At 40.8% G+C, this 21,580-nt stretch carries 16 protein-coding genes; 15 read left to right on the plus strand and 1 reads right to left on the minus strand.

The genetic code is table 11. The features are described from left to right. Positions 1–175: 175 nt before the first annotated feature. The 6 genes from PGU50_RS06945 to PGU50_RS06970 all read left to right on the plus strand — a co-directional run bounded on the left by PGU50_RS06945 (position 176) and on the right by PGU50_RS06970 (position 4,957). Positions 176–670 carry an NUDIX hydrolase gene (locus PGU50_RS06945; protein WP_270246512.1) on the plus strand — a complete coding sequence of 165 codons (495 nt, stop codon included), beginning with the start codon at positions 176–178 and terminating at the stop codon, positions 668–670. 122 nt (positions 671–792) lie between these two features. After that, the gene (locus tag PGU50_RS06950; RefSeq protein WP_270246513.1) at positions 793–1,257 is read left to right on the plus strand and encodes a hypothetical protein; all 465 of its coding nucleotides are present in this window, start codon (positions 793–795) and stop codon (positions 1,255–1,257) included. 263 nt (positions 1,258–1,520) lie between these two features. Continuing rightward, positions 1,521–3,029, plus strand: coding sequence for a SpaA isopeptide-forming pilin-related protein (locus PGU50_RS06955; protein ID WP_270246515.1), 1,509 nt, complete (start codon positions 1,521–1,523; stop codon positions 3,027–3,029). Further along, entirely contained in the window at positions 3,026–3,853 is an 828-nt protein-coding gene (locus PGU50_RS06960; RefSeq protein ID WP_270246516.1) for a class C sortase, read from the plus strand. The genes PGU50_RS06955 and PGU50_RS06960 overlap by 4 nt, the downstream gene beginning before the upstream one ends. 21 nt (positions 3,854–3,874) lie before the next feature. After that, positions 3,875–4,372, plus strand: coding sequence for a hypothetical protein (locus PGU50_RS06965; RefSeq protein WP_117557271.1), 498 nt, complete (start codon positions 3,875–3,877; stop codon positions 4,370–4,372). Between the two features lie 81 nt (positions 4,373–4,453). Continuing rightward, positions 4,454–4,957: an NUDIX hydrolase gene (locus tag PGU50_RS06970; RefSeq protein ID WP_270246517.1), complete on the plus strand. Its 504-nt coding sequence runs from the start codon at positions 4,454–4,456 to the stop codon at positions 4,955–4,957. A 114-nt stretch (positions 4,958–5,071) separates the two neighbouring features. Here PGU50_RS06970 and PGU50_RS06975 read toward each other — a convergent pair whose 3' ends face one another. After that, positions 5,072–7,606, minus strand: a complete 2,535-nt coding sequence (locus PGU50_RS06975; protein WP_270246519.1) for an ATP-binding protein — start codon at positions 7,604–7,606, stop codon at positions 5,072–5,074. Positions 7,607–7,789: 183 nt separating this feature from the next. On the opposite strand from PGU50_RS06975, the gene PGU50_RS06980 reads away from it, so the two are divergent. The 9 genes from PGU50_RS06980 (at position 7,790) to mgtE (ending at position 21,399) form a co-directional block, all read left to right on the plus strand. Then, entirely contained in the window at positions 7,790–9,274 is a 1,485-nt protein-coding gene (locus PGU50_RS06980; RefSeq protein WP_117557277.1) for a C69 family dipeptidase, read from the plus strand. A 58-nt stretch (positions 9,275–9,332) separates the two neighbouring features. Beyond that, on the plus strand, positions 9,333–10,373 hold the full coding sequence (locus PGU50_RS06985; protein WP_055155489.1) for a LacI family DNA-binding transcriptional regulator: 1,041 nt from the start codon (positions 9,333–9,335) through the stop codon (positions 10,371–10,373). Positions 10,374–10,576: 203 nt separating this feature from the next. Continuing rightward, positions 10,577–12,079: a sugar ABC transporter ATP-binding protein gene (locus PGU50_RS06990; protein ID WP_117824424.1), complete on the plus strand. Its 1,503-nt coding sequence runs from the start codon at positions 10,577–10,579 to the stop codon at positions 12,077–12,079. After that, the gene (locus PGU50_RS06995; protein WP_270246521.1) at positions 12,072–13,028 is read left to right on the plus strand and encodes an ABC transporter permease; all 957 of its coding nucleotides are present in this window, start codon (positions 12,072–12,074) and stop codon (positions 13,026–13,028) included. Before PGU50_RS06990 ends, PGU50_RS06995 begins: the two co-directional genes overlap by 8 nt. A 17-nt stretch (positions 13,029–13,045) precedes the next feature. After that, a complete protein-coding gene (locus PGU50_RS07000) occupies positions 13,046–14,023 on the plus strand; it encodes a sugar ABC transporter substrate-binding protein (protein ID WP_117824425.1) in 978 nt (325 codons plus the stop codon). 73 nt (positions 14,024–14,096) lie between these two features. Beyond that, complete coding sequence (locus PGU50_RS07005) at positions 14,097–16,499, plus strand: glycoside hydrolase family 3 N-terminal domain-containing protein (protein ID WP_270246523.1); 2,403 nt, start codon at positions 14,097–14,099, stop codon at positions 16,497–16,499. A 14-nt stretch (positions 16,500–16,513) separates the two neighbouring features. Then, on the plus strand, positions 16,514–18,877 hold the full coding sequence (yicI, locus tag PGU50_RS07010; protein ID WP_270246524.1) for an alpha-xylosidase: 2,364 nt from the start codon (positions 16,514–16,516) through the stop codon (positions 18,875–18,877). A 566-nt stretch (positions 18,878–19,443) separates the two neighbouring features. Then, positions 19,444–19,629: a hypothetical protein gene (locus tag PGU50_RS07015; protein ID WP_044998506.1), complete on the plus strand. Its 186-nt coding sequence runs from the start codon at positions 19,444–19,446 to the stop codon at positions 19,627–19,629. Between the two features lie 360 nt (positions 19,630–19,989). Then, on the plus strand, positions 19,990–21,399 hold the full coding sequence (mgtE, locus tag PGU50_RS07020; protein ID WP_022219946.1) for a magnesium transporter: 1,410 nt from the start codon (positions 19,990–19,992) through the stop codon (positions 21,397–21,399). Positions 21,400–21,580 lie beyond the last annotated feature (181 nt).

The raw sequence follows: 21,580 nt of genomic DNA on the forward strand, positions 1-21,580 counted from the left end.
CTCCATTGCTACGCAATTCCCACAATCTTTAAACATCATTATACTATTTGCGGACAATATTTGCAATTAAAGAGAAGGAGGAATGGTGGAAAAAGACAGGTCATGGTAGTTGAGAAATACCAGAAGATAGATTATAATTTTCATAAAATATTTTGTGTATGAAAGGGAACGTAAAATGGTAAAATTAAGCACACTTTGTTATATTGAGCAGGATGGAAAATATCTGATGCTTCACCGGACTGTCAAAGAAAATGATATCAATAAAGACAAGTGGATCGGAGTAGGCGGTCATTTTGAAAAAGGGGAAAGCCCGGAGGAATGTCTTCTTCGTGAGGTGTGGGAAGAGACGGGATACACGCTGACATCCTGGAGATATCGTGGGATTGTAACCTTTGTATATGGCGAAGATGTAGTAGAATATATGTCACTTTATACGGCAGATGGTTTTACAGGAACGCCGATTGCGTGTGATGAAGGAGAACTGGAATGGGTAGAAAAGTCTAAAATCGGAGACCTGGAATTGTGGGAAGGGGATCGAATCTTTTTTGAACTCCTTGAAAATGAGCAGCCGTTTTTCTCATTAAAGCTTGTATATAACACAGATGATGTTCTGGAATATGCAGCATTAGATGGAAAAGAGATGAAAGATTTCAGAAGAAGAGAATGTTAAAGTGGAATATCGAATAGCGTGGAAAAGTTACGAAAGTAATGTTTTGGCATGGAATGTTGAGTCTGCTCATTTGGATAGTGTATGATGATAAAGATTCTCATTAAATGAAGGGGGAAAAGAGAATGTACAGTGAGTTGACAAAGATGGAAGGGAAAAGGATTGTGATCCGCACATTCGGTTATTTTGATATTTTTGTGGATGGGGAAACGATTCCTTTTTCATGTAAGAAAGCCAAAGAACTGTTGGCACTTCTGGTTGACAGAAGAGGAGGATTTGTGACGACGGGGGATGCGATCAGTTATTTATGGGAGGATGAATGTACAGAAAAAAGAATAAAAGATAAATTCCGCAAAGTGGTAAAAGAGCTTCGGGGAACGTTAAATGCATACGGAATCGAAAGAGTCCTGCACCGGGTAAATCAGGAGAGCCGTATCCGCACAGAGCATGTGGAGTGTGATCTGTATGACTACCTGGAGGATGAGGAAAAACATAAAAAACTGTTCAAAGGAGTGTATATGACGAATTACAGCTGGGCGGAAAACACTTTGGGAACGTTGTTGAATCAAAAAGAACAATGGGGAATATAGCAAAAATCGGGAGACTGTTATCAGACAGCCTCCCGATTTTTTTGAAGAGATTTTATTGGACTACACATTCTTTGTACAGTTTTTTGATTGTGAATGTCTGCTGTAAAAGGAATAAAAAATGAATGGTTCAAAAGATTTTGTAAAAGAAACGAAAAAAGGATGAAAAAGAAACGGTTTCTGGACGGAAAAGAAACGGAAATCGGTTGCATGGATGTGTAAAATGAGGAAAGGATCTGAAAATAAAAAGAAAGAGAGGAAAAAGAATGAGACAATTGAGACGGCTGTTATCCGTTTTGGTAATGGCAGTAACGATCGTGGGGATGTCGATGACGGCATTTGCACAGGAAAGTGTATCGGGGGCAGGAGGTAATGGCAGTATTACGATTGAGAATGCATCAAAAGGGATTCATTATACAATTTATAAGATATTTGATGCAAAAGTGAATGCGGAAGGGACTTCGGTAGCATATACAAAAAAAGATATTTCTGAAAATCCTTATTTTAAAAAGGATTCAGCAGGAAATATAACTGCGACTGAGGATGCATATGAAGCTGGATCTAAAGAGCAACTTTCTGAAGGGGCAATTGCCTGGATAAAAGAAAATGGAAAGGAAGTATGCAGTAAAACTTCCGATGGCTCTATATTAAAAATCACCGGTCTTCCATACGGCTATTATTATGTCACCAGCACTTTAAAAGATGGCGGTATGATCATGGTAACGAGTGTTGCAAAAGACGCGCAGATCGTGGACAAAAACAGTAAGGAGCCGCAGTGGACTCCGGGGAATGACGGGAATGCCGGAGGGAAAAGTATTGTACTTGACGATGGTAAACAGGTAAAGGAAAACAATGTCAGTATCGGTGAAACGGTTCATTTCCGTTTACAGATCAACACCTCGAATTATGTTGCAGACAAGCAGATCAAGGAATTCATCATTGAAGATACTCTTCCGACCGGATTTGATGCAGCAAAGATCACATCTGTGATGATTGAAGAAGAACCGCTGGAACAGTTTGAAAATACAACTTTCCCGGTTACGATCCCTTGGGCAGCGGATGAAGGAGAAAATGGCTGGAAAAATCTTTATGATACCGGGGCAAAAATTACCATTGATTATACGGCTGTGTTAAACGATAAAGCAGTGATCGACGGTGAAGGAAATAAGAACAGTGCCAGATTTTCATGGAATTATACGACAGAGGAACCGGGAAAAAGCTCGATAGAGGATTCTACAACAACAGATACCTATGCGGTTGTGATCCAGAAGGTCAATGAAAAAGGAGAGGCACTTACCGGAGTGGAATTTGAAGTGCCGTTCCCGGTTCAGGCAGAAGAAGAAAGCGGTGTGTATACTGTAAAAGGCGGACAGACCGGAACCGGAAAGGTGAAAGCCGGAAGTGATGGAGCTGTGGTGATCAAAGGTCTGAAGATGGGTGATTACAGAGTTACAGAAACAAAAGCACCAGAAGGATATAACAAGCTGACGGAGTCATTTCTGGTAAGTGCCGAAAAGATCAGGGCGACAAGGACGGACGCTAGCACATATCTTGATGAAAACGGAAATGTTACAGAAAGCGAGACTGAGACAAAGGTAACTTATACAAATGCAGATTTTGCAGCAAAGGTAAAAGTTGTTGTAAATAAATCAGGAAAACTTCTTCCGGGGACAGGTGGAACAGGTGAAATGATCTTTACGGTCAGTGGAGTACTGATTGCAATTGTTGCAGGAGTTGTCCTGTTGAATACAAAAAGACGAAAACGAATTGTATGATAGTGAATGAGCCGAAACGAAGGGGAAGACTTTTCTTTTTTATATGGACAGGAATCCTTCTTGTGGGAATCGCGGTCATGCTCTATCCAAAAGTCGGAAAGATCTGGAATGCCAATCGGCAAAGCAGGGTGGTAGATGGATATGAAAGGTCAGTGGAGAAGCTGGATGCCAGGAAGGAAGAGGAAATGATCGCACAGACAAGAGCGTATAATGTGATGCTTCTGGAACAGAATAACCCGGTGCCGAATGACAAAAATGCTGATAGTTATGGAGCACTTTTGAATATGACATCTGACGGTGTGATGGGATATCTGGAAATTCCGGAAATCCGGTTGAAACTTCCGATTTACCATGGAACGGGTGATTTTGCAATCTGCAATGGCGCAGGACATGTGGAAGGAAGCAGTTTCCCGATAGGCGGAAAGGGAACACATGCGGTGCTTTCTTCCCACAGAGGACTGCCGGGGGCGAAACTTTTCTCGGATCTGGACAAGCTGAAGGTGGGAGACTATTTTACAATTACAGTGCTCCGGCAGACGATTTTCTATCAAATCGATCGGATCGATATTGTAGAACCGGAGGAAACGGGACTGCTTGCCCTGGATAAGGAGAAGGATTACTGCACATTACTGACATGTACGCCTTACGGTATCAATACCAAACGGCTTCTGGTGCGGGGCGTACGCTGTGAGGTGACGGAGAGAGCGGAGCCAATCCGGACAGGAGAGAAGACGTATCGGAGATGGTACGCTGTGATCGGACTGAATCTGTTTGTGGCAGGCGTGATCTTGTGCTGGAAAAGGAAGAAAAAAAGAAGAGGATAAATATAAATGGGGGGGATAAAAATGCAGACAGTATTTGCTGAAAAAACAGAAGACCGGTCGCTGGATGATAACAGACATATCGGGGAGCTTTTCTTTATCCGGATGTACTGGGAAAAAGGGAGGATTCCGTCTGGAAATATTCTGTACTGGAAGGATGCCAAAAGAGAGGATGCACAGATCAATTTCACAGGATTTGACGGGCTTTTGCTGTATCTGGATGAAACTTGCGAGCAGAATGGCGTATTACTGAGGAAAGCACAGGTCAGAAGAAATCAGAAAAGAAGACGGTATCTTGAAGCGGGAAAGGAACTGGAGCTGGTAAAAAAATCGGAGCATGCAGCTGTTTTCTGGTTAAAAGTAATGGGACGGGAGTTCGCATCTTTTCAGGGGATAGTGCATATCTGGGGAAGAGATTATCCGTACCGGAGCGGATTTGAACTGATTATACTGCTGAAAGATATTGTAGGATTTACAGAGAGAAGGAGTGTAAGGAAAAACTGGAAGGCAGAGAGAAACTGACGATAAAGGATTGTGAAGTTCTGAAAGACATATTATAATGACATAAGAAACTACAGACAAGAAGAACAGGAGATGCAGACAATGGAATTATGGGATATTTATGATGCAGATAAGAAACCAACAGGAAGAACGATGAAGCGCAATGACTGGTGTCTGAAGAACGGGGAGTATCACCTTACTGTTCTTGGCGTTGTAGCAAGACCGGACGGGGAATTTCTGATCACTAAAAGGGTAATGACGAAAGCCTGGGCACCGGGCTGGTGGGAGGTATCCGGCGGTGCTGCGCAGGCGGGAGAAGCGTCTTACGATGCTGTATTAAGAGAAGTCAGAGAAGAAACAGGACTGGATGTAAGCCGGGCAGACGGAGGTTATCTTTTCACTTACAAGAGAGAGAATCCGGGGGAAGGAGATAATTATTTCGTAGATGTGTATCGTTTTGTGATGGATATTGATGAAAAAGATCTCCATCTTCAGGCGGCAGAGACAGATGGTTATATGTTTGCAACATTAGATGAAATTAAGGCATTTGCGGCAGAAGGAAAGTTTCTGCATTATGACAGTATAAAGAAAGCATTTGAGATGTAAGTAAAATAAAAATCGGATTATCGGGGAAATGACAGATCGCCTGATAATCCGATTTTTTATAAAACAGAAACTCTGAAAAATATGCAATACATAGCGAGTATCTGTTTCTTTCTGCTACTTGCAATATGATGCAATCACTTTCAACACCTTATCCATTTCCAGTGGCTTTGCGAGATGCTCATTGATTCCGGCATTCTTTGACTTCTGGATATCTTCCGCAAAAGCATTGGCGCTGAGGGCAATGATTGGAACCGTTGTGGCATCAGGGCGGGAAAGTCCGCGGATCGCCTTTGCGGCATCCAGACCATTCATAACCGGCATCATAATATCCATAAGAATGATGTCGTATTCATATGGCTTTGATTTTTCAAAAAGCCGGACGGCTTCCAGTCCGTTGATGGCTGTGGATACATTAAGTCCTGCGGCTTCCAGAGAGAAAACAGCAATCTCAAGGTTCAGTTCATTATCCTCTACAACAAGAATATGAAGATCCGTAAGATCTGCGGGAGTATCAGTGGCAATTTCCGCAGAGGCGGAAGGTTGATGCTCGTCAATGGTAAATGGCAGGATCAGAGTAAAAGTTGAGCCGACATTTTTTTCACTTTTCAACTGGATCGTACCGCCCATTTCCTGTACCAGTCTGTGAACGATCGCCATACCGAGCCCGGTCCCTTTGTAAATCGTCCGGGCACCGGTATCTTCCTGTGCAAAAGGTTCAAAAATATGCTTCTGAAATTCCGGACTGATACCGATACCGGTATCAGAAATTATAAATTTGTAAATAACATTCTGATGTACCTGCCTGATGATCTTTGCGTGTACAGAGATCGAACCACCGGGCTTATTGTATTTAATTGCATTGCTTAAAAGATTCATGAAAATCTGACGGATATGTAATGGACTTCCGATCAGATAAGGATATTTTAAACTGCCCGGTTTTATTTTTTTCAGAGTGATATCAAGCCGGGAAGCCTGTGCCTCCAGCATACTCCAGCAATTGTCAAGGATCTCGCGGATGTCGAATGGTATCTGTTCAAGGAAGAATCGGTCTGTTTCCATCCGCTGCATATCCAGGACATCGTTGACAAGAGCTTTTAAGTGAAAAGCAGCAGTACGCATTTTCTCATGACACTCCAGCAGTGCTTTGGGATTTGTTTCATTTTTCTGTGCAATATCAAGCATTCCAAGAATTCCGTTAAGAGGGGTGCGGATATCATGTGACATCCGGTTGAGGAAGTCGGTCTTGGCTGTATTTGCCTGATTTGCGGATTCGACCGCCTTAACCAGCTCCTGCTGGTAAGCCAGTTCTTTCTGCTTGTAATCATCGATGATCTGGGTTACATAAAGAATTTCTGTAACATCGTCATCAGTGTCGCGGTTCTGGACGATAAAGGTGGCACGGCGCCAGATCCCCTGTGGAGATGGATACTCCCGGCTTATAAAAAGCTTTCCGTGCAACCGGTCATTTACCGTTGTCAGATCAAAGAAATACTGCATGATCTCGTGATGTGACGGTGCAACCATTTTCTCAAGGATATCATTTAACTGCGCAGTGGCGGAAGTGACAACTCCGGTCGGTGTATAGTTCTGGTTGGCACCGGCAAGCTTTTCAATCCGGTCTTGAATCAGATCGATATGGTAAATTGCATGATAAATCTGACTGGTTGCAGCGGTCAGGTTCTGATATTTACGTTCATTTTCGATATTACGGGTGACATCCTGATGGTATCCACGGATGCATATTCCATTTCCCTGATAATCCGGATAGAGGATACCGCCACATCGTATCCAGATCTGTCCAAGTAACGGATGATTCCATGGGTATGTGATTTCTGAATAACTTTCGTGAATGACCTTCTGCACATAATCAAGCACCGGGGTTACATATTTGGGAGGAATCCGGTGATACCAGAACTGATAAACTTCTTCAGGAGACATCTCTTGTGACACACCAAGAAGAGTACACATTGTAGGATTTGGGTGCAGCCGGGGAGCCTTAACGCCATCCATCTCAAGCGTCCAGATACCGATCTGTGCGCCACGAAGAATTTCGTCCATCTCCAGCTGATAATCCAGACGGGATTTGGAAGCAACAACCTCCAGGCGCATCTGCTCATTCTTATGATCTTTGATCATGGTTCCGACATATTTTCCAAGAAGGGACAGCAGGCGGTGGATCAGGCTGGATTTCTCCATATCCGGATTATCTACGCCAACGAAACCCATCAGCTTTTCGTGTACAGAAATAGGAAAGGCGATCAGGGTAGAAACGTTCTGAACTTTTAACAGTTCATATTCCAGAGGCATAGATTCACGGTAAGCCTCCAGATCTTCAATCAGAATATTTTCACCATGAAGAAAAACCTCGATCCATTTTGGCATGCTTTCAAAAGGAATATCATGCAGATTCCGGATCTGCGGGGTGACTCCTGCGGCGCACCACTCATAAGTATTGGTAGAAGTATGATTTTCACTGGTTTCAAATACATAAGCACGGTCGGCGTCTGTAAATTCTCCGATTGATTTGAGCATAAAATTGATACCGTCAGCCAGATCCTCTGCTTCATGAAGCAGGGAAATCTGATCTGTCATAAAACGTTCGGCTTCCAGCTCAGCATATAAAGTTGCATTATCCTTGTCATTATTCATAAGGAAATCCCTCTCAAGTAAAGTGTAAAGTTTATAAAATTACTTTACCTTGTTTTTACGAATTCGTCCACGAAAAATTTAAAATATATACAAATTGTCTGGTGGTTGAAAAAAAGAAGGAATGATTCTATAATTTCACTTAGACGAAAAGATTTTGTCAGGAGATAACAGGAGGAAGATAAAATGGCTTGTACAACAATACTGGTTGGAAAAAAGGCATCGTATGACGGCTCCACGATGATCGCAAGGAATGATGATTCACCGTCAGGCGCTTATATGCCGAAAAAATTTGTGGTGATCCATCCGGAAGATCAGCCGAAGGTATATGAATCGGTGATTTCGCATGTGAAAATAGAATTACCAGAGAATCCGATGCGTTATACCGCCATGCCGAACGCAGTCAAGGGGGAAGGAATCTGGGCGGCAAGTGGGGTAAATGAAGCGCAGGTAGGAATGACGGCAACCGAAACGATCACATCCAATCCACGTGTGCTTGGAGCGGATCCGCTGGTTACATATCAGCCGAAGTCAGACGACCAGGAAGAAATTGCAGGTGGAATCGGGGAAGAGGACATTGTATATATCGTGCTTCCTTATATCCACAGCGCAAGAGAAGGCGTGCAGAGACTTGGAAGTATTCTCGAGAAATACGGTACTTATGAGATGAATGGAATTGCATTCGAGGATGTAAATGAGATCTGGTGGCTGGAAACAATCGGTGGACATCACTGGATTGCCAGAAAAGTGCCGGATGAGGTTTATGTGGTGATGCCGAACCAGCTTGGAATGGATGAATTTGATCTGGAAGATGCACTTGGTGAGCAGAAAAATTATATGTGTTCTCCGGATATGAAGGAATTCATTGAGAAATATCATCTGAACCCGTCCATGGATGGAACCTTAAATCCAAGAGATGCTTTTGGAAGCCATGATGACTCGGATCATGTATACAATACACCGAGAGCCTGGTTTATGGAACGTTACCTGAATCCAAATTCATACAGCTGGGACGGACCGGATGCAGATTATACACCAGTATCCGATGATATTCCGTGGTGTATGGTTCCGGAAAAGAAGGTTACAGTAGAAGATGTAAAATATGTTCTGTCTTCACATTATCAGGGAACACCTTATGATCCGTATGGAGCTTACGGGGACAAATCAATGAATGGTGCTTATCGTTCCATTGGTATCAATCGAAATGATTTTATGTCTTTGATCCAGATGAGACCGGATCAGCCGGAAGATTCCCGCGCAATTGAATGGGTGGCATTTGCATCAAATGCATTTAATGTAATGGCTCCATTCTATGCAGATATTGATGAAACACCGGAATATTTTGCAAATACGACAGGGGAAGTTTCAACAGAGAACTTCTACTGGTCAAGCAGAATGATCGCTGCGATGGCAGATGCTTCTTATAAAAAGTCTATTTTCCATATTGAGCGTTACCAGGAACATGTGATGGCAAAGGCACATCAGATCATAAACCGGTATGATGACGATCTTACGAAAGAAAGTGATATAGCAAAGCGTATGCAGATCAAACGGGAAGCGAACCGGGAGATTGCGAAGATGGTGAAGAAGGAAACTTCGGATACACTGTCTAAGGTTTTGTACGAACTGAGCAATCAGATGAAGAATTCTTATGCGAGATCGGATGCATAAATAAAATACGAGTGGGAAATGAAGAGGGCAGAAAAATAACTGGAACGGAATAGAAAATATGGGAATTACAATTAAAGATATTGCAAAAGAGTGCGGTGTATCGGTGGCAACGGTATCCATGGCATTGTCAGATAAGCCGTCACGGGTTTCGGAAAATACAAAAAAGAAAGTGCGGGAAATCGCCAAAAAACATAATTATCGTCCGAATAATGCAGCGGTCAGTCTTGCAAATAAGAAAAGCCGTCTGATAGGCATTGTTTTCAATGATTTGAGAAATACGCATATTTCTTCGCTTTTCATGGCGATTAACGGAGTGCTTGAAAAAAACGGATATTCTCTGGTATGTCACATTATAGAAGACGGTCAGACTATCGATACAGATATTATCCGTGATATTGCTGCGGATAATATCGGAGCACTAATCTGGTCAAAATCAATGGAAATGAATGATATGGAAAAACCTGATTTTTTGAAAAATGCGATGAGAAATCTTAGTATTCCGGTCATTACAATGGAAAAATATGGGTTTGACTGTCCAGGGGTAGATATTTTATTCGATTATGAAAAGGGCGGTTATATGGCAACCAGACATCTGATAGAATGCGGACACAGAAGAATTGGATGCGTGGCTGGAAAACAAAGTTTTCATGTTACGATGCAGCGCCTGAATGGATATAAAAAGGCACTGGAGGAAAGTGGAATTTCATATGATCCGGACTTAGTGTACTTTGGAGATTACACGATGGAAAGCGGTTATGAGGCGTTTTCGTATATACTGGGACAGAAAGTAACAGCGATTTTTTCGATGAATGATGAAATGGCATTTGGAATTTATCGAGCTGCAAGACTGTATGGTGTTTCAATTCCGGAAGATATTTCAATTATTGGATTTGATAATGTTCCGTTTGCGGATGTGATGCAGGTTCCGCTGACAACAATAGGGGTTCCTGTTATTGAAATGGGGAAAAAACTGGGCGAAAAAGTAGTTGAGCTGATTGATAATAAAGAAAAACTGAAAGAAAGAGAAGAAATTTTGTATACACCAAGGCTGTTGGTAAGAGGAAGTACAAAGTCGATTCCGCCGGTTACCGTTATTTAAAAATCTAAACCATATAAAACTATCTAAATCAAAACGCTTCAACATTTTGTTGAAGCGTTTTGATTTGTGCATTAACAACGAAAATGCATAAAATAGCAATGGAATATTGATATTTGTTTGTGAAAATGGTATGATGACCATGTCGAAAACGATAGGCAAGAATAAAAACAAGTTAAACGATTTAACACAAAGGAGGAGGAAAAGTGGAGAAGGAAACAATTATCGAACTCAAGAATATTCGGAAAGAGTTTCCTGGTGTAGTTGCTCTGGATAATGTAAATATGAAGATACGGGCTTCTGAAGTTCATGCACTTGTAGGAGAAAATGGAGCTGGAAAATCGACCTTAATGAAGATACTGTCCGGTACTTATTCAAACTACGGTGGATCCGTAATCTGCAAAGGTGAAGAGATTCATATGAAATGTGAAAAGGATGCATTTAAATATGGAATTTCTATTGTAGCGCAGGAATTGAACTATGTTTCAGAATTAAGCATTGCAGAAAATCTGTTTCTGGGACGTGAGCCGAAAAAAGGAAAAGTCTTTGTGAATAAAGCAGAACGACTAAAGGAAACCCAGAGATTACTTGATGAAATGGGACTTGATTATAATCCGAGGGAAAAGATGGGAAATCTAAATGTGGCACAGCGTCAGATGATAGAAATCCTGAAATCTTTATCGCGGGACAGCAGAGTGATCATCATGGATGAACCTACATCTGCACTTACCTCAAAAGAGTCAGAGATTCTTTTTAGTAAGGTAAATGAATTAAAGCAAAAAGGAATTGCGTTTATTTTCATATCACACCGACTGGAAGAGGTCTTTGAACTGTGTGACAGCTATACTGTATTAAGAGATGGAAAATGGATTGCATCTGGAGATATCAAAGATGTAGATACAGATAAACTGATTGCAATGATGGTGGGACGTGATATCAAGGATATTTACCCTCCGATACCGCAAATCGGAAAAGACATTCGCCTTGAAGTAAAGAATTTAGGAAGAAAGGATGTGTTTCAGAAAGTATCTTTTCAGGTTCATAAAGGAGAAATCTTTGGTTTGGCAGGAATGGTAGGTGCAGGACGAAGCGAGATTGTTGAAACTCTTTTTGGGCTTGCAAGGGCAAATGAAGGGGAAATCATCCTGGATGGAAAGCCGATAAAAATTCGATCTGTAAAAGATGCAATCCAAAATGGAATCGCAATGGTAACAGAGGACAGAAGAACTTATGGATTTGTCGGTGTCAGATCAATCAGTGATAATATCATTCTTCCAAATGGAGATTTATTTGCAAAAGGTGGCATTTGGGATAAGAAAAAAGTACAGCAGAAAGTTGCAAAAATCTGTAAAAGATTATCTGTAAAAGCACCAGATGCAAATACATTGGTTGGAAATTTAAGTGGTGGAAACCAGCAGAAAGTAGTACTTGCAAAATGGCTGGTAAGAAATATCAAACTTCTGATCCTGGATGAACCTACCAGAGGAATTGATGTAGGTGCAAAGCAGGAAATATATTCTCTGATAACAGAATTTGCAGAACAGGGACTGGCAATCATCCTGATTTCATCTGATATGCCGGAAGTACTGTCAATGAGTCACAGAGTTGGTGTTGTCGGCGGAGGAAAAATGCTTGGAATTCTGGATCGGAATGAAATTTCACAAAATAAGATTATGAAGATGATAGTGGAGGCAAAAGGCGATGAATAAGAAAAAAGCATTATCTTCAGGTGAGCTTTACAGAAAGTACGGAATCGTAATTATTATGATCATTCTGTTTGTTGCATCGGCAGTGATCAATCACAACTTTCTGAAACCTCAGAACCTGCTCAATATTTTAAAACAGATTTCAGTTGTAACAATTATAGCATGTGGTGAAACAATGCTGATCGTATCAGGAATGATTGATTTGTCAGCAGGTTTCCTGTGTACGACATCAGCCTGTGTATCGGCCGGAGTTCTTGCATCAACAGGACATTTATCACTGGCTCTTCTAGTAGGAATTGTAATTGGATGCGTATGTGGATGGATTAATGGTTTTCTGATCACCTATTATAAGCTTCAGCCATTTATTGCAACACTGGCAATGACTTATGTATTAAAGGGTATTGTTCAGATATACACCAACGGTCAGACAATTGGGGGTGTGAACAAAGCGAGATTTTTAGGACATGGCTCTATTTTGGGGATTCCGGTTCCGGTTCTCATTATGCTCCTTTCTGTAATTGTGATCGCTGTTCTGATGAAATCAACAAAGTTTGGAACTTATATTTATGCGATCGGTGGAAATGAGCAGGCAACAATTGCATCCGGAATCAATACAAACAGAATGAAACGTCTGATCTTTACACTTAGTGGTGCACTTACAGGACTTGCGGGTGTAGTACTGATGGCAAGACTGATGGCAGGTATGCCGTCTGTTGGTGAGGGATATGAATTTGATGCGATCACTGCAGTTATTGTTGGTGGAACCAGTTTCCTTGGTGGAATCGGAACGGTTACAGGAGCGCTGATCGGTTCAATTATTGTAGGTCTTATCAACAACATTCTGAACCTGCTTCATGTATCAACACAGTATCAGTTAATTGTAAAAGGTCTTTTAATTGCAATCGCAGTTATTATCGATATTAAGACAAAAGAAAACAAAAAGAGTAAATAAGTAAAAGGAGAAGGAAAATGAAAAAGAGATTACTTTCAATTTTAATGGTAACAGCAATGTGTGCAACAATGGTGGTCGGCTGTGGAACAGCAGATGATACAAAGGACAGCAGTAGTTCTTCAAAAGGGAAAAGCGATTATCTGGTAGGATTTGCAAATAACAGTGATACATATAACTATTGTGCAAAGTTCAGATCTTATCTGAAAGATGCCACAGAAGCAAAAGGAATTTCAATCACAGTAACAGATGCAGGCGGTGATACAAATGTTCAGAACGGACAGATCGATGATTTTATTGTGCAGAATGCAAATGTTGTATCTGCAATCAGTAATGACCTTGACGGTTCAATTCCGGCACTTGAGGCAGCAAAAGATGCAGGACTTCCGTATGTATCATTCCTTACTTCTGTATCTGGTGGAGACGACTATGACGGATATATTTATGTGGGTTCGCCAAATGAAGATGCAGGAAAAGCACAGGGTGAGTATCTGTGTGATGCATTCCCGGATGGAGCTTCAATCTTGTATTTTACCGGTGCACCAAATGATCAGCAGTATGTCGATCGTAAAAAAGGACTGGAAGAAGCACTTAAGAAAAATCCAAATATCAAAATCCTTGATGAATATAACGTAGAAAATTCAAAAGACCTTGGTATGAGTACTGCAGAAGACAGTCTTCTTTCTTATGACAAGATTGATGCAATTGTATGCCAAAACGATGATGGAGCACTTGGTGTTGTAGAGGCGCTTAAATCAGCAGGAAAACTTGACAGTATTCAGGTACTTGGAATTGACGGAAGTGATGATGCTCTGCAGTCAATTCAGGATGGAGAAATGACAATGACTGCACTTCAGGATGCAAAGGCACAGGCAGAAGCAGGAGCAGATATTTTTGAAAAACTGAAAAAAGGAACAGATCCGGCAGATATCGAAGATGTCAATATTCCATTTAAAATTGTAACAAAAGATAATGTAGCAGATTATTTAAGTAAATAATAAAGAATGAAATTCTCCCCTTGTTAGATGTGATGGCACAAAAGGCAAGGGGAGTGCTGTAAAGGGGACTACTATGGAAAAATACAGGAATAAAGATCTTCCCGTAGAAGAGAGAGTGGAGGATCTGCTGGACAGAATGACTTTTGAAGAGAAAATTGACCAGATTACATGTCTGGTAACTATTGCTGATGATATTCCGGAGTTTGAAAATTATATACCGAATGGCATTGGAAATGTAGGTGCATTTACAGTAGCAGATACGGTAGAGCCAATTGTGGAATATGCGGATAAGTTGCAGAAATATCTGGTAAATCATACACGTCTTGGAATACCGGCACTGATTCACTGTGAGGCGAGTGCTGGGGCACAGTTTACGGAGGCGGATGTATTTCCGAGTGCAATAGCGCAGGCGTCAACGTTTGATACGGAAGTGGTTGGCGAAATGACAGATATTATTCGCAAACAAATGTATTATGTTGGGTTCAGACAGGCACTTTCACCGGTAGTGGATATTACAAGAGATCCGAGATGGGGACGTATTACTGAGACATACGGGGAAGATGCAGCACTTACATCAGCCATGGCATCTGCCTTTGTAAAAGGAATTCAGGGAGATGAGCTGAAAGAAGGGGTTTTGGCGACTGCAAAACATTTTGCAGGTCACGGTATCACAGAGGGCGGTCTTAATATGGGGCGTAATATTGTTTCAGAAAGAGATATGCGGGAGATACACTGTAAGCCGTTTCAATGCGCGATCACGGAAGCAGGACTGAAAAGTGTAATGAATTCCTATTGCTCAGTGAATGGAGAACCGGTTGTGGGATCAAAGAAGATGTTGACAGATATTCTGCGTGGAGAAATGGGATTTCAGGGTTTTGTGGTTTCTGATTATTTGTCACTTGACCGCCTGGTGGATCCGTTTGCTGTCGCTGAGAATTTTGAAGAGGCCGGAATTCGTGCAATCCAGGCTGGATTAGATGTAGAGTATCCAAGATCAAAAGGATTCAGCTATAAAATGAAAGAGTCGATTGAAAGCGGTAGACTCTCTATGGATATAATAGATCAGGCAGTACGGCGTGTTTTGACACAGAAATTTGAACTTGGTTTATTTGAGAATCCTTATCCGAATCTTGAAAAGCTGAAAAAATATCTTCATCTTAAATCAGCAGATGAACTGAATGAAAAAATTGCAGCAGAAAGTTTTACACTGCTTAAAAATGAAAATAAAACACTTCCACTTTCTAAGAAAATTAAGAAAATCGCGGTAATAGGGCCTCATGCGGATAATATTCGAAGTCTTTTTGGTACATTTTCTTATCCGGCTGTACTTGATATGACCATGTCGAGAGAAGAAGATGGGCAGGAATTTGAAGAGCCCGGACTGATTATTTATGATGTTGAACAGAAATATAAAGGTGAGATTCGAGAAGTATCACCACGGGTAAATCGTAAGATTCAAAAGGAATTTCCAAACTCGAGAACATTATGTGCAGCATTGAAGGAATATCTTCCAGAAGCGGAAGTGGTTTATGCACAGGGAATTAACTGCTCTGGAGACAATACAGGTGGCATGGAAGAAGCACTACAGGTGGCAGCAGGGGCAGATGTGATTCTTTTGACTATTGGTGGAAAAAATGGATGGGGCGTAACTTCAACGGTTGGAGAAGGTATAGATTCTACGGATATTGATCTGCCGGGACGACAGGAAGAATTTGCAAGAAGGGTTTATGATCTGCATAAAAAGACAGTGGTTCTTCATTATGATGGCAGACCGCTTTCAAATGAATTTGTGGCATCACATTTTGATGCGATTATGGAAGTATGGCAGCCGGGAGAATATGGCAGTCAGGCACTGTGCAAGGTATTGTTTGGTGAACAGTCACCATCAGGACACCTTCCGGTTACAGTAGCAAGAAATGTAGGACAGCTTCCAGTATACTATGGTCTTCCAAGAGGAAGCGGATATGTATCAGCCGGACATACAGGGATGATTCGCAATAAAAATGGTTATATCAATGATACGGCAGAACCGCTGTATTATTTTGGACACGGTCTAAGTTATACAGAATTTACCTATTCAGATTTGCAGACGGATAAGAAAAACATAAATCCGGATGATACAGTGAAAGTTACTTTTACAGTGAAAAACACAGGAGAATATGATGGCGCGGAAGTCGCACAATTATATTTTTCAGACAAGGTTGCATCAATGGTAAGACCAACAAAGGAACTGGCAGGCTTTGTAAGAATATTCCTGAAAAAAGGGGAAAAGAAGAAAGTTGTATTTGAAATAAAGGTGTCACAATTCGCCTTCCTTGACGAAGAAATGAAGTGGAAAGTAGAAAAGGGTGAAATTGAACTTCTGGTAGGAGCTTCTTGCGAAGATATTCGACTTTCTGATATAGTCAGCATTTCAGAAGATGATTATATTGATGGAAAAACACGGGGATTTTACGCAAAAGCAGTTGTTTGTTAAGAAAGGCTGTGAGTATGAAATTTACAGAAGGATATTGGGAAAAAAATGAAAGAGCCAATGCTTTGTATGCTGTGCAGGCCGGTTATGCAGAAAAAATAGCGGCTGGTATGCGTGTGATTGCAACGTTTAAACCAATCCTGGGAAGAGCGGATGAACTGGATGTCGGTACAATGGTAATGGAATTTACTGCAGCCGGAAAAGATCGGATTCAGGTGACATACACACATTTTCTAGGGTATAAAAACAGAGAGCCACGATTTGAACTTTTTCTGGAACATCAGGAAGCGGAAGTTATAATTTCTGAGGAGGAAGCTGTATTAAAAAATGGAAAAATGACGGTTCGGGTAGGACTGAAAGAATTTTATATCCGATTTGAGAGAAACGGGAAACTTCTTACCGGTGCAGCTTTTAAAAATGTCGGTTATATGCGCTACAACAGAGGGTATGCAACAAAATATCCAGAAGAAAAGTATATGGCAGAAACCGGGGAACCGTATATGTTAAATGAGTTGCTTCTAACAGCAGGAACGAACGTATATGGATTGGGAGAACGTTTTACAGCATTTGTTAAGAACGGACAGCAGATTGACTGCTGGAATGAAGATGGAGGAACAGCTTCGCAGATCAGCTATAAAAATATTCCATTTTATATCACCAACAGAGGTTATGGCGTTTTTGTTGATCATACTTCCAATGTTTCATTTGAAGTTGCCAGTGAGAAAGTAGAATATGTAGGGTTTTCGGTAAAAGGAGAAGAACTTCGCTATTATGTAATCGGCGGGGATGATATGAAAGAAATTATTCGGAATTATACGGATATGACAGGAAAACCGGCACTTCTTCCAGCGTGGTCTTTCGGTTTGTGGCTGAGTACTTCATTTACAACAGACTATGATGAAAAGACAGCAACAGAGTTTATTGAAGGAATGGAAAAAAGAGATCTTCCGCTGGAAGTGTTTCATTTTGACTGTTTTTGGATGAAAGCATTACACTGGTGCGATTTTGAATGGAACAATAAAATTTTTCCGGAACCGGCAGAAATGCTGAAACGTTATAAAGAAAGAGGACTGAAAATCTGTGTATGGATCAATCCGTATATTGCTCAGAATTCTACACTATTTGCAGAGGGAAAAGAAAAAGGATATTTTCTTTTAAGAAAAGATGGGTTCGGAATCAAGCAGGTAGACAACTGGCAGCCGGGAATGGCAATCGTGGATTTTACGAATCCGGAAGCTGTAAAATGGTATCAAAGTAAATTAAAAATATTGCTTGATATGGGAGTAGACTGCTTTAAAACAGATTTTGGAGAACGAATTCCGATAGACGTAGAGTATCATGATGAAAGCAATCCATGGGGAATGCATAATTATTATACATTTTTGTATAATCGGGCAGTATTTGAGCTTTTAAAAAGAGAACGTGGCGAGAAAGATGCAGTTGTGTTTGCGAGAAGTGCGACAGCAGGCGGACAGCAATTCCCGGTTCACTGGGGTGGTGACTGCACAGGTACATTTGAGTCAATGGCAGAATCTTTAAGAGGAGGCCTTTCTCTTACTCTTTCGGGATTTTCTTATTGGAGTCACGATATTGGGGGATTTGAAGAAGCTGCCAATCCTACGGTATATAAAAGATGGCTGCAGTTTGGAATTTTATCTACTCACAGCAGACTGCATGGTTCCAAGAGTTACCGGGTTCCGTGGACGTTCGATGAAGAGGCAGTTGAGGTGTGTCGGAAGTTTACAAAATTAAAACTTCGTCTGATGCCGTATATCTACGAAGCGGCTGTACGGTCAAATAAATTTGGAATACCTGTTATGAGACCAATGATCATGGAATTTGAAAAAGACCCTGCAGTGCGATATCTGGATCAACAGTATATGCTTGGGGAGCAGATTTTGGTTGCACCGATTTTCAATGAAGAGGGTATTGGTGAGTATTACCTTCCGAAGGGAAGATGGACACATTTGCTCAGCGGAGAAGAAAAAGAAGGTGGACGCTGGTATACAGAAGTGTATGGATTTGATTCTCTGCCGTTGTTTGTCCGTGAGAACACGCTTCTTCCAATTGGTAATAATGAAAAAACGGCAACATATCATTACCCGGAACAGTTACAGATTCTGGTATATCCACTAGAAGAAGACAAGATTGCGGAATGTATTGTTCCAGATGAAAAAGGAAATGAGGTTCTGGATATTACTGCCAGATATAAGGATGAAAAAATTGTTCTGTGCAGTTCAGGGGAAAATGAAGAAATTACATATCTTTTGGTAAATGTTCATGATGTAAAAGAGGTTTGCGGAGCAGAATGGAAAAACACAAAACGCGGAACAGTGATATATCCGAAATGTGATATTGTTGAAATTGTTTTTAGAAAATAAAGAGCAACATGAAAAGGCAGAGATTTTAACAGAATGAAATCTCTGCCTTTTTTGATAGAAAATAATAAATAATATTCATGTTTTCTTCAAAATCGCATATAATGTAATGATAATAAAGCGGAAGGATAGTTGTAAAAAGATGGAACAGTATACGGTCCAGATTTATTTGGTTATATTAGCGATATTGGTCATGAGCCTTATGATTGGAAGAAATGACCTGATTGAAAGACAGAAGAAAAGAGAATTTTTGCGTTTCTGGTAGGTGGATATGCACTGATTGAAATTTTATCCGTATATTTCGGATAGATTTATTATATTGATGCGCAGAGCAATTATTATCATGAAAGATTTTATTGGGCATATATTGCTTTTTATTTCGGCTGTAGTTTATATTTTGTTGTTCAGGCATGGAAGTTCGGAGGGAGATATCAGAATAGTAATCGTATTGTATTGGGAACGATACTCTTTTTCTTAAACTCTGGTGTTATGTTTGGGATGATAAGCAGTAAGGTACGGACGGATTATATTTGCCTGGCGATGGTTATATTTATTATAGCAGTATTATCGTGAAGACAGATGTAATAACAGGACTTATGAACAGACAGAGCTATGAGGGAAGGATTCCGTATGTATCTGTCGGCTACAGCAGATTTGATCCGGATAAGAATGATTGTGAAAGCTGTGTAAAAGAAGCGGATTTACAGATGTATGAGTGGAAGCAGAGGAGTAAAGAGGAGCGAAAAAACAGTTGATTTTTATTTCATGTTAAAAATAAGAAAAAAGTTGATAAAAAAATAATTTTATAAACAGAAAGGTTTGAATTTTGTAGACTAAGGTATTATAATAGCGTAGGAAGTTGAAAACTTCTTAATCAAATTCAAACAAAAGGCAGGTGAACAGAATGGACAGTTGTGATAGTCATGGGCGAAGTATATACGCAGGATGGGAAAATGGCAGCAGTTCATTCTGTTTGTTCGTATAGCATTTCTTATCCTGTTTTCCCGTATTGACATTCATAATTGAATATTGGATGAAAGACAGAAATGTGGAGAATTTTAGACTTTGATTCTGCATGTTTTTGTGCTGGAAAAAGGATAAGGAGGGCGAAAGTTATGGAAAATACACAGGATTATCAGGACTACCAGGACTACAGAGCTGAGATCCTGGGCATTGTAAGAAGCAATGCCTCTCCGGGAATTATGAGAAATAAACTGGAAGACTACCATGAGAATGACCTTGCAGATGTATTCCCGGATCTCTCCGTTGCAGAGCGGCGGAAATTGTGCCGGATTCTGAATCTGGACATGCTTGCGGATATCTTCGAGTATATCGATGAAAAGCAGGCTGCTGAATATCTGGATGAGATGGATGTGCGGAAAGCAGCAGCAATTCTTTCCAGAATGGAAACAGATGCGGTTGTAGATGTACTGCGGATGATTCCAAAAGAAAAGAGAGCTCTTTTGCTAGAGCTGATGGATGATGAAGCCAGAAAGGATATGGCAGTTATTGCTGCATTCGATGATGAAGAGATCGGTTCAAGAATGACCACGAATTACATTGAGATCAGAGAGAATCTTACTGTAAAGCAGGCGATGACCGAACTTGTCAGTCAGGCAGCAAAAAATGACAATATTTCTACAATTTTTATGGTGACAGCGGATCACACCTTCTACGGTGCGATGGATCTGAAGGATCTGATCACGGCAAGACAGGATACACGTCTTGAGGATCTGATCGTGACATCATATCCATATGTATACGGTCATGAGCTGATCGATGACTGTATCGAAAAATTGAAAGATTATTCGGAAAATTCTATTCCGATCCTGGATAACGATAATAAACTTCTCGGTGTTATCACATCCCAGAGCATTGTAGATCTGGTCGATGATGAGATGGGTGAAGATTATGCGATGTTCGCTGGTCTGACTGCAGAAGAAGATTTGAAAGAGCCACTCAAAGAGAGCATGAAAAAACGTCTCCCTTGGCTGCTTGTTCTGCTGGCACTGGGAACAGTTGTATCTTCTGTTGTAGGTGTATTTGAGCAGGTAGTAAGTCAGCTGACGATCATTATGTGTTTCCAGTCACTGATCCTGGACATGGCAGGTAACGTCGGTACCCAGTCACTGGCGGTAACGATCCGTGTTCTGATGGATGAATCACTGACAGGAAAGCAGAAAGTAGAACTGGTATTCAAAGAGATGCGGATCGCATTTTCAAATGGTGCGATTCTTGGAATTTTGTCATTTCTCGTATTAGGACTTTATATTGCACTTTTCAAAGGAAAGACCTGGACATTCGCGTATGCGGTATCCGGCTGTATCGGTCTGTCTCTGATGGTGGCAATGGTAATTTCCGGTGCGGTGGGTACACTGATTCCTCTGTTCTTCAAGAAGATCAATATCGACCCGGCGGTAGCATCCGGACCACTTATTACGACCATCAACGACCTTGTTGCGGTTGTAGCTTACTATGGACTGTGTGGTATTCTGCTGATCGGAGTGCTTCATCTGGCGGGATAATTATAAAAGAGAGTAAAACGAAGTGCGTGTAGGATATAAATGCTTTTACTGAATAAAACGGTAAAGACAGTACAGTATCCCACATGCATTTCTTTTATAGAAAATAAAAATAAAATAAATAGATAAAAACTATAGGAATGATTATCTATAGAGAAAAACAATTTGAAAATTAAAATATCTG

It is taken from the genome of Coprococcus sp. AM11-30B, from assembly GCF_027674365.1.
GTDB lineage: Bacteria > Bacillota > Clostridia > Lachnospirales > Lachnospiraceae > Allocoprococcus > Allocoprococcus comes.

What these genes read in the sequence shown, in the direction of transcription:
- PGU50_RS06945 (WP_270246512.1), top strand. Translation starts at nt 176, where the DNA reads ATGGTAAAATTAAGCACACTTTGTTATATTGAGCAGGATGGAAAATAT.
- PGU50_RS06950 (WP_270246513.1), top strand. Translation starts at nt 793, where the DNA reads ATGTACAGTGAGTTGACAAAGATGGAAGGGAAAAGGATTGTGATCCGC.
- PGU50_RS06955 (WP_270246515.1), top strand. Translation starts at nt 1,521, where the DNA reads ATGAGACAATTGAGACGGCTGTTATCCGTTTTGGTAATGGCAGTAACG.
- PGU50_RS06960 (WP_270246516.1), top strand. Translation starts at nt 3,026, where the DNA reads ATGATAGTGAATGAGCCGAAACGAAGGGGAAGACTTTTCTTTTTTATA.
- PGU50_RS06965 (WP_117557271.1), top strand. Translation starts at nt 3,875, where the DNA reads ATGCAGACAGTATTTGCTGAAAAAACAGAAGACCGGTCGCTGGATGAT.
- PGU50_RS06970 (WP_270246517.1), top strand. Translation starts at nt 4,454, where the DNA reads ATGGAATTATGGGATATTTATGATGCAGATAAGAAACCAACAGGAAGA.
- PGU50_RS06975 (WP_270246519.1), bottom strand. Translation starts at nt 7,606, where the DNA reads ATGAATAATGACAAGGATAATGCAACTTTATATGCTGAGCTGGAAGCC.
- PGU50_RS06980 (WP_117557277.1), top strand. Translation starts at nt 7,790, where the DNA reads ATGGCTTGTACAACAATACTGGTTGGAAAAAAGGCATCGTATGACGGC.
- PGU50_RS06985 (WP_055155489.1), top strand. Translation starts at nt 9,333, where the DNA reads ATGGGAATTACAATTAAAGATATTGCAAAAGAGTGCGGTGTATCGGTG.
- PGU50_RS06995 (WP_270246521.1), top strand. Translation starts at nt 12,072, where the DNA reads ATGAATAAGAAAAAAGCATTATCTTCAGGTGAGCTTTACAGAAAGTAC.
- PGU50_RS07000 (WP_117824425.1), top strand. Translation starts at nt 13,046, where the DNA reads ATGAAAAAGAGATTACTTTCAATTTTAATGGTAACAGCAATGTGTGCA.
- PGU50_RS07005 (WP_270246523.1), top strand. Translation starts at nt 14,097, where the DNA reads ATGGAAAAATACAGGAATAAAGATCTTCCCGTAGAAGAGAGAGTGGAG.
- yicI (WP_270246524.1), top strand. Translation starts at nt 16,514, where the DNA reads ATGAAATTTACAGAAGGATATTGGGAAAAAAATGAAAGAGCCAATGCT.
- mgtE (WP_022219946.1), top strand. Translation starts at nt 19,990, where the DNA reads ATGGAAAATACACAGGATTATCAGGACTACCAGGACTACAGAGCTGAG.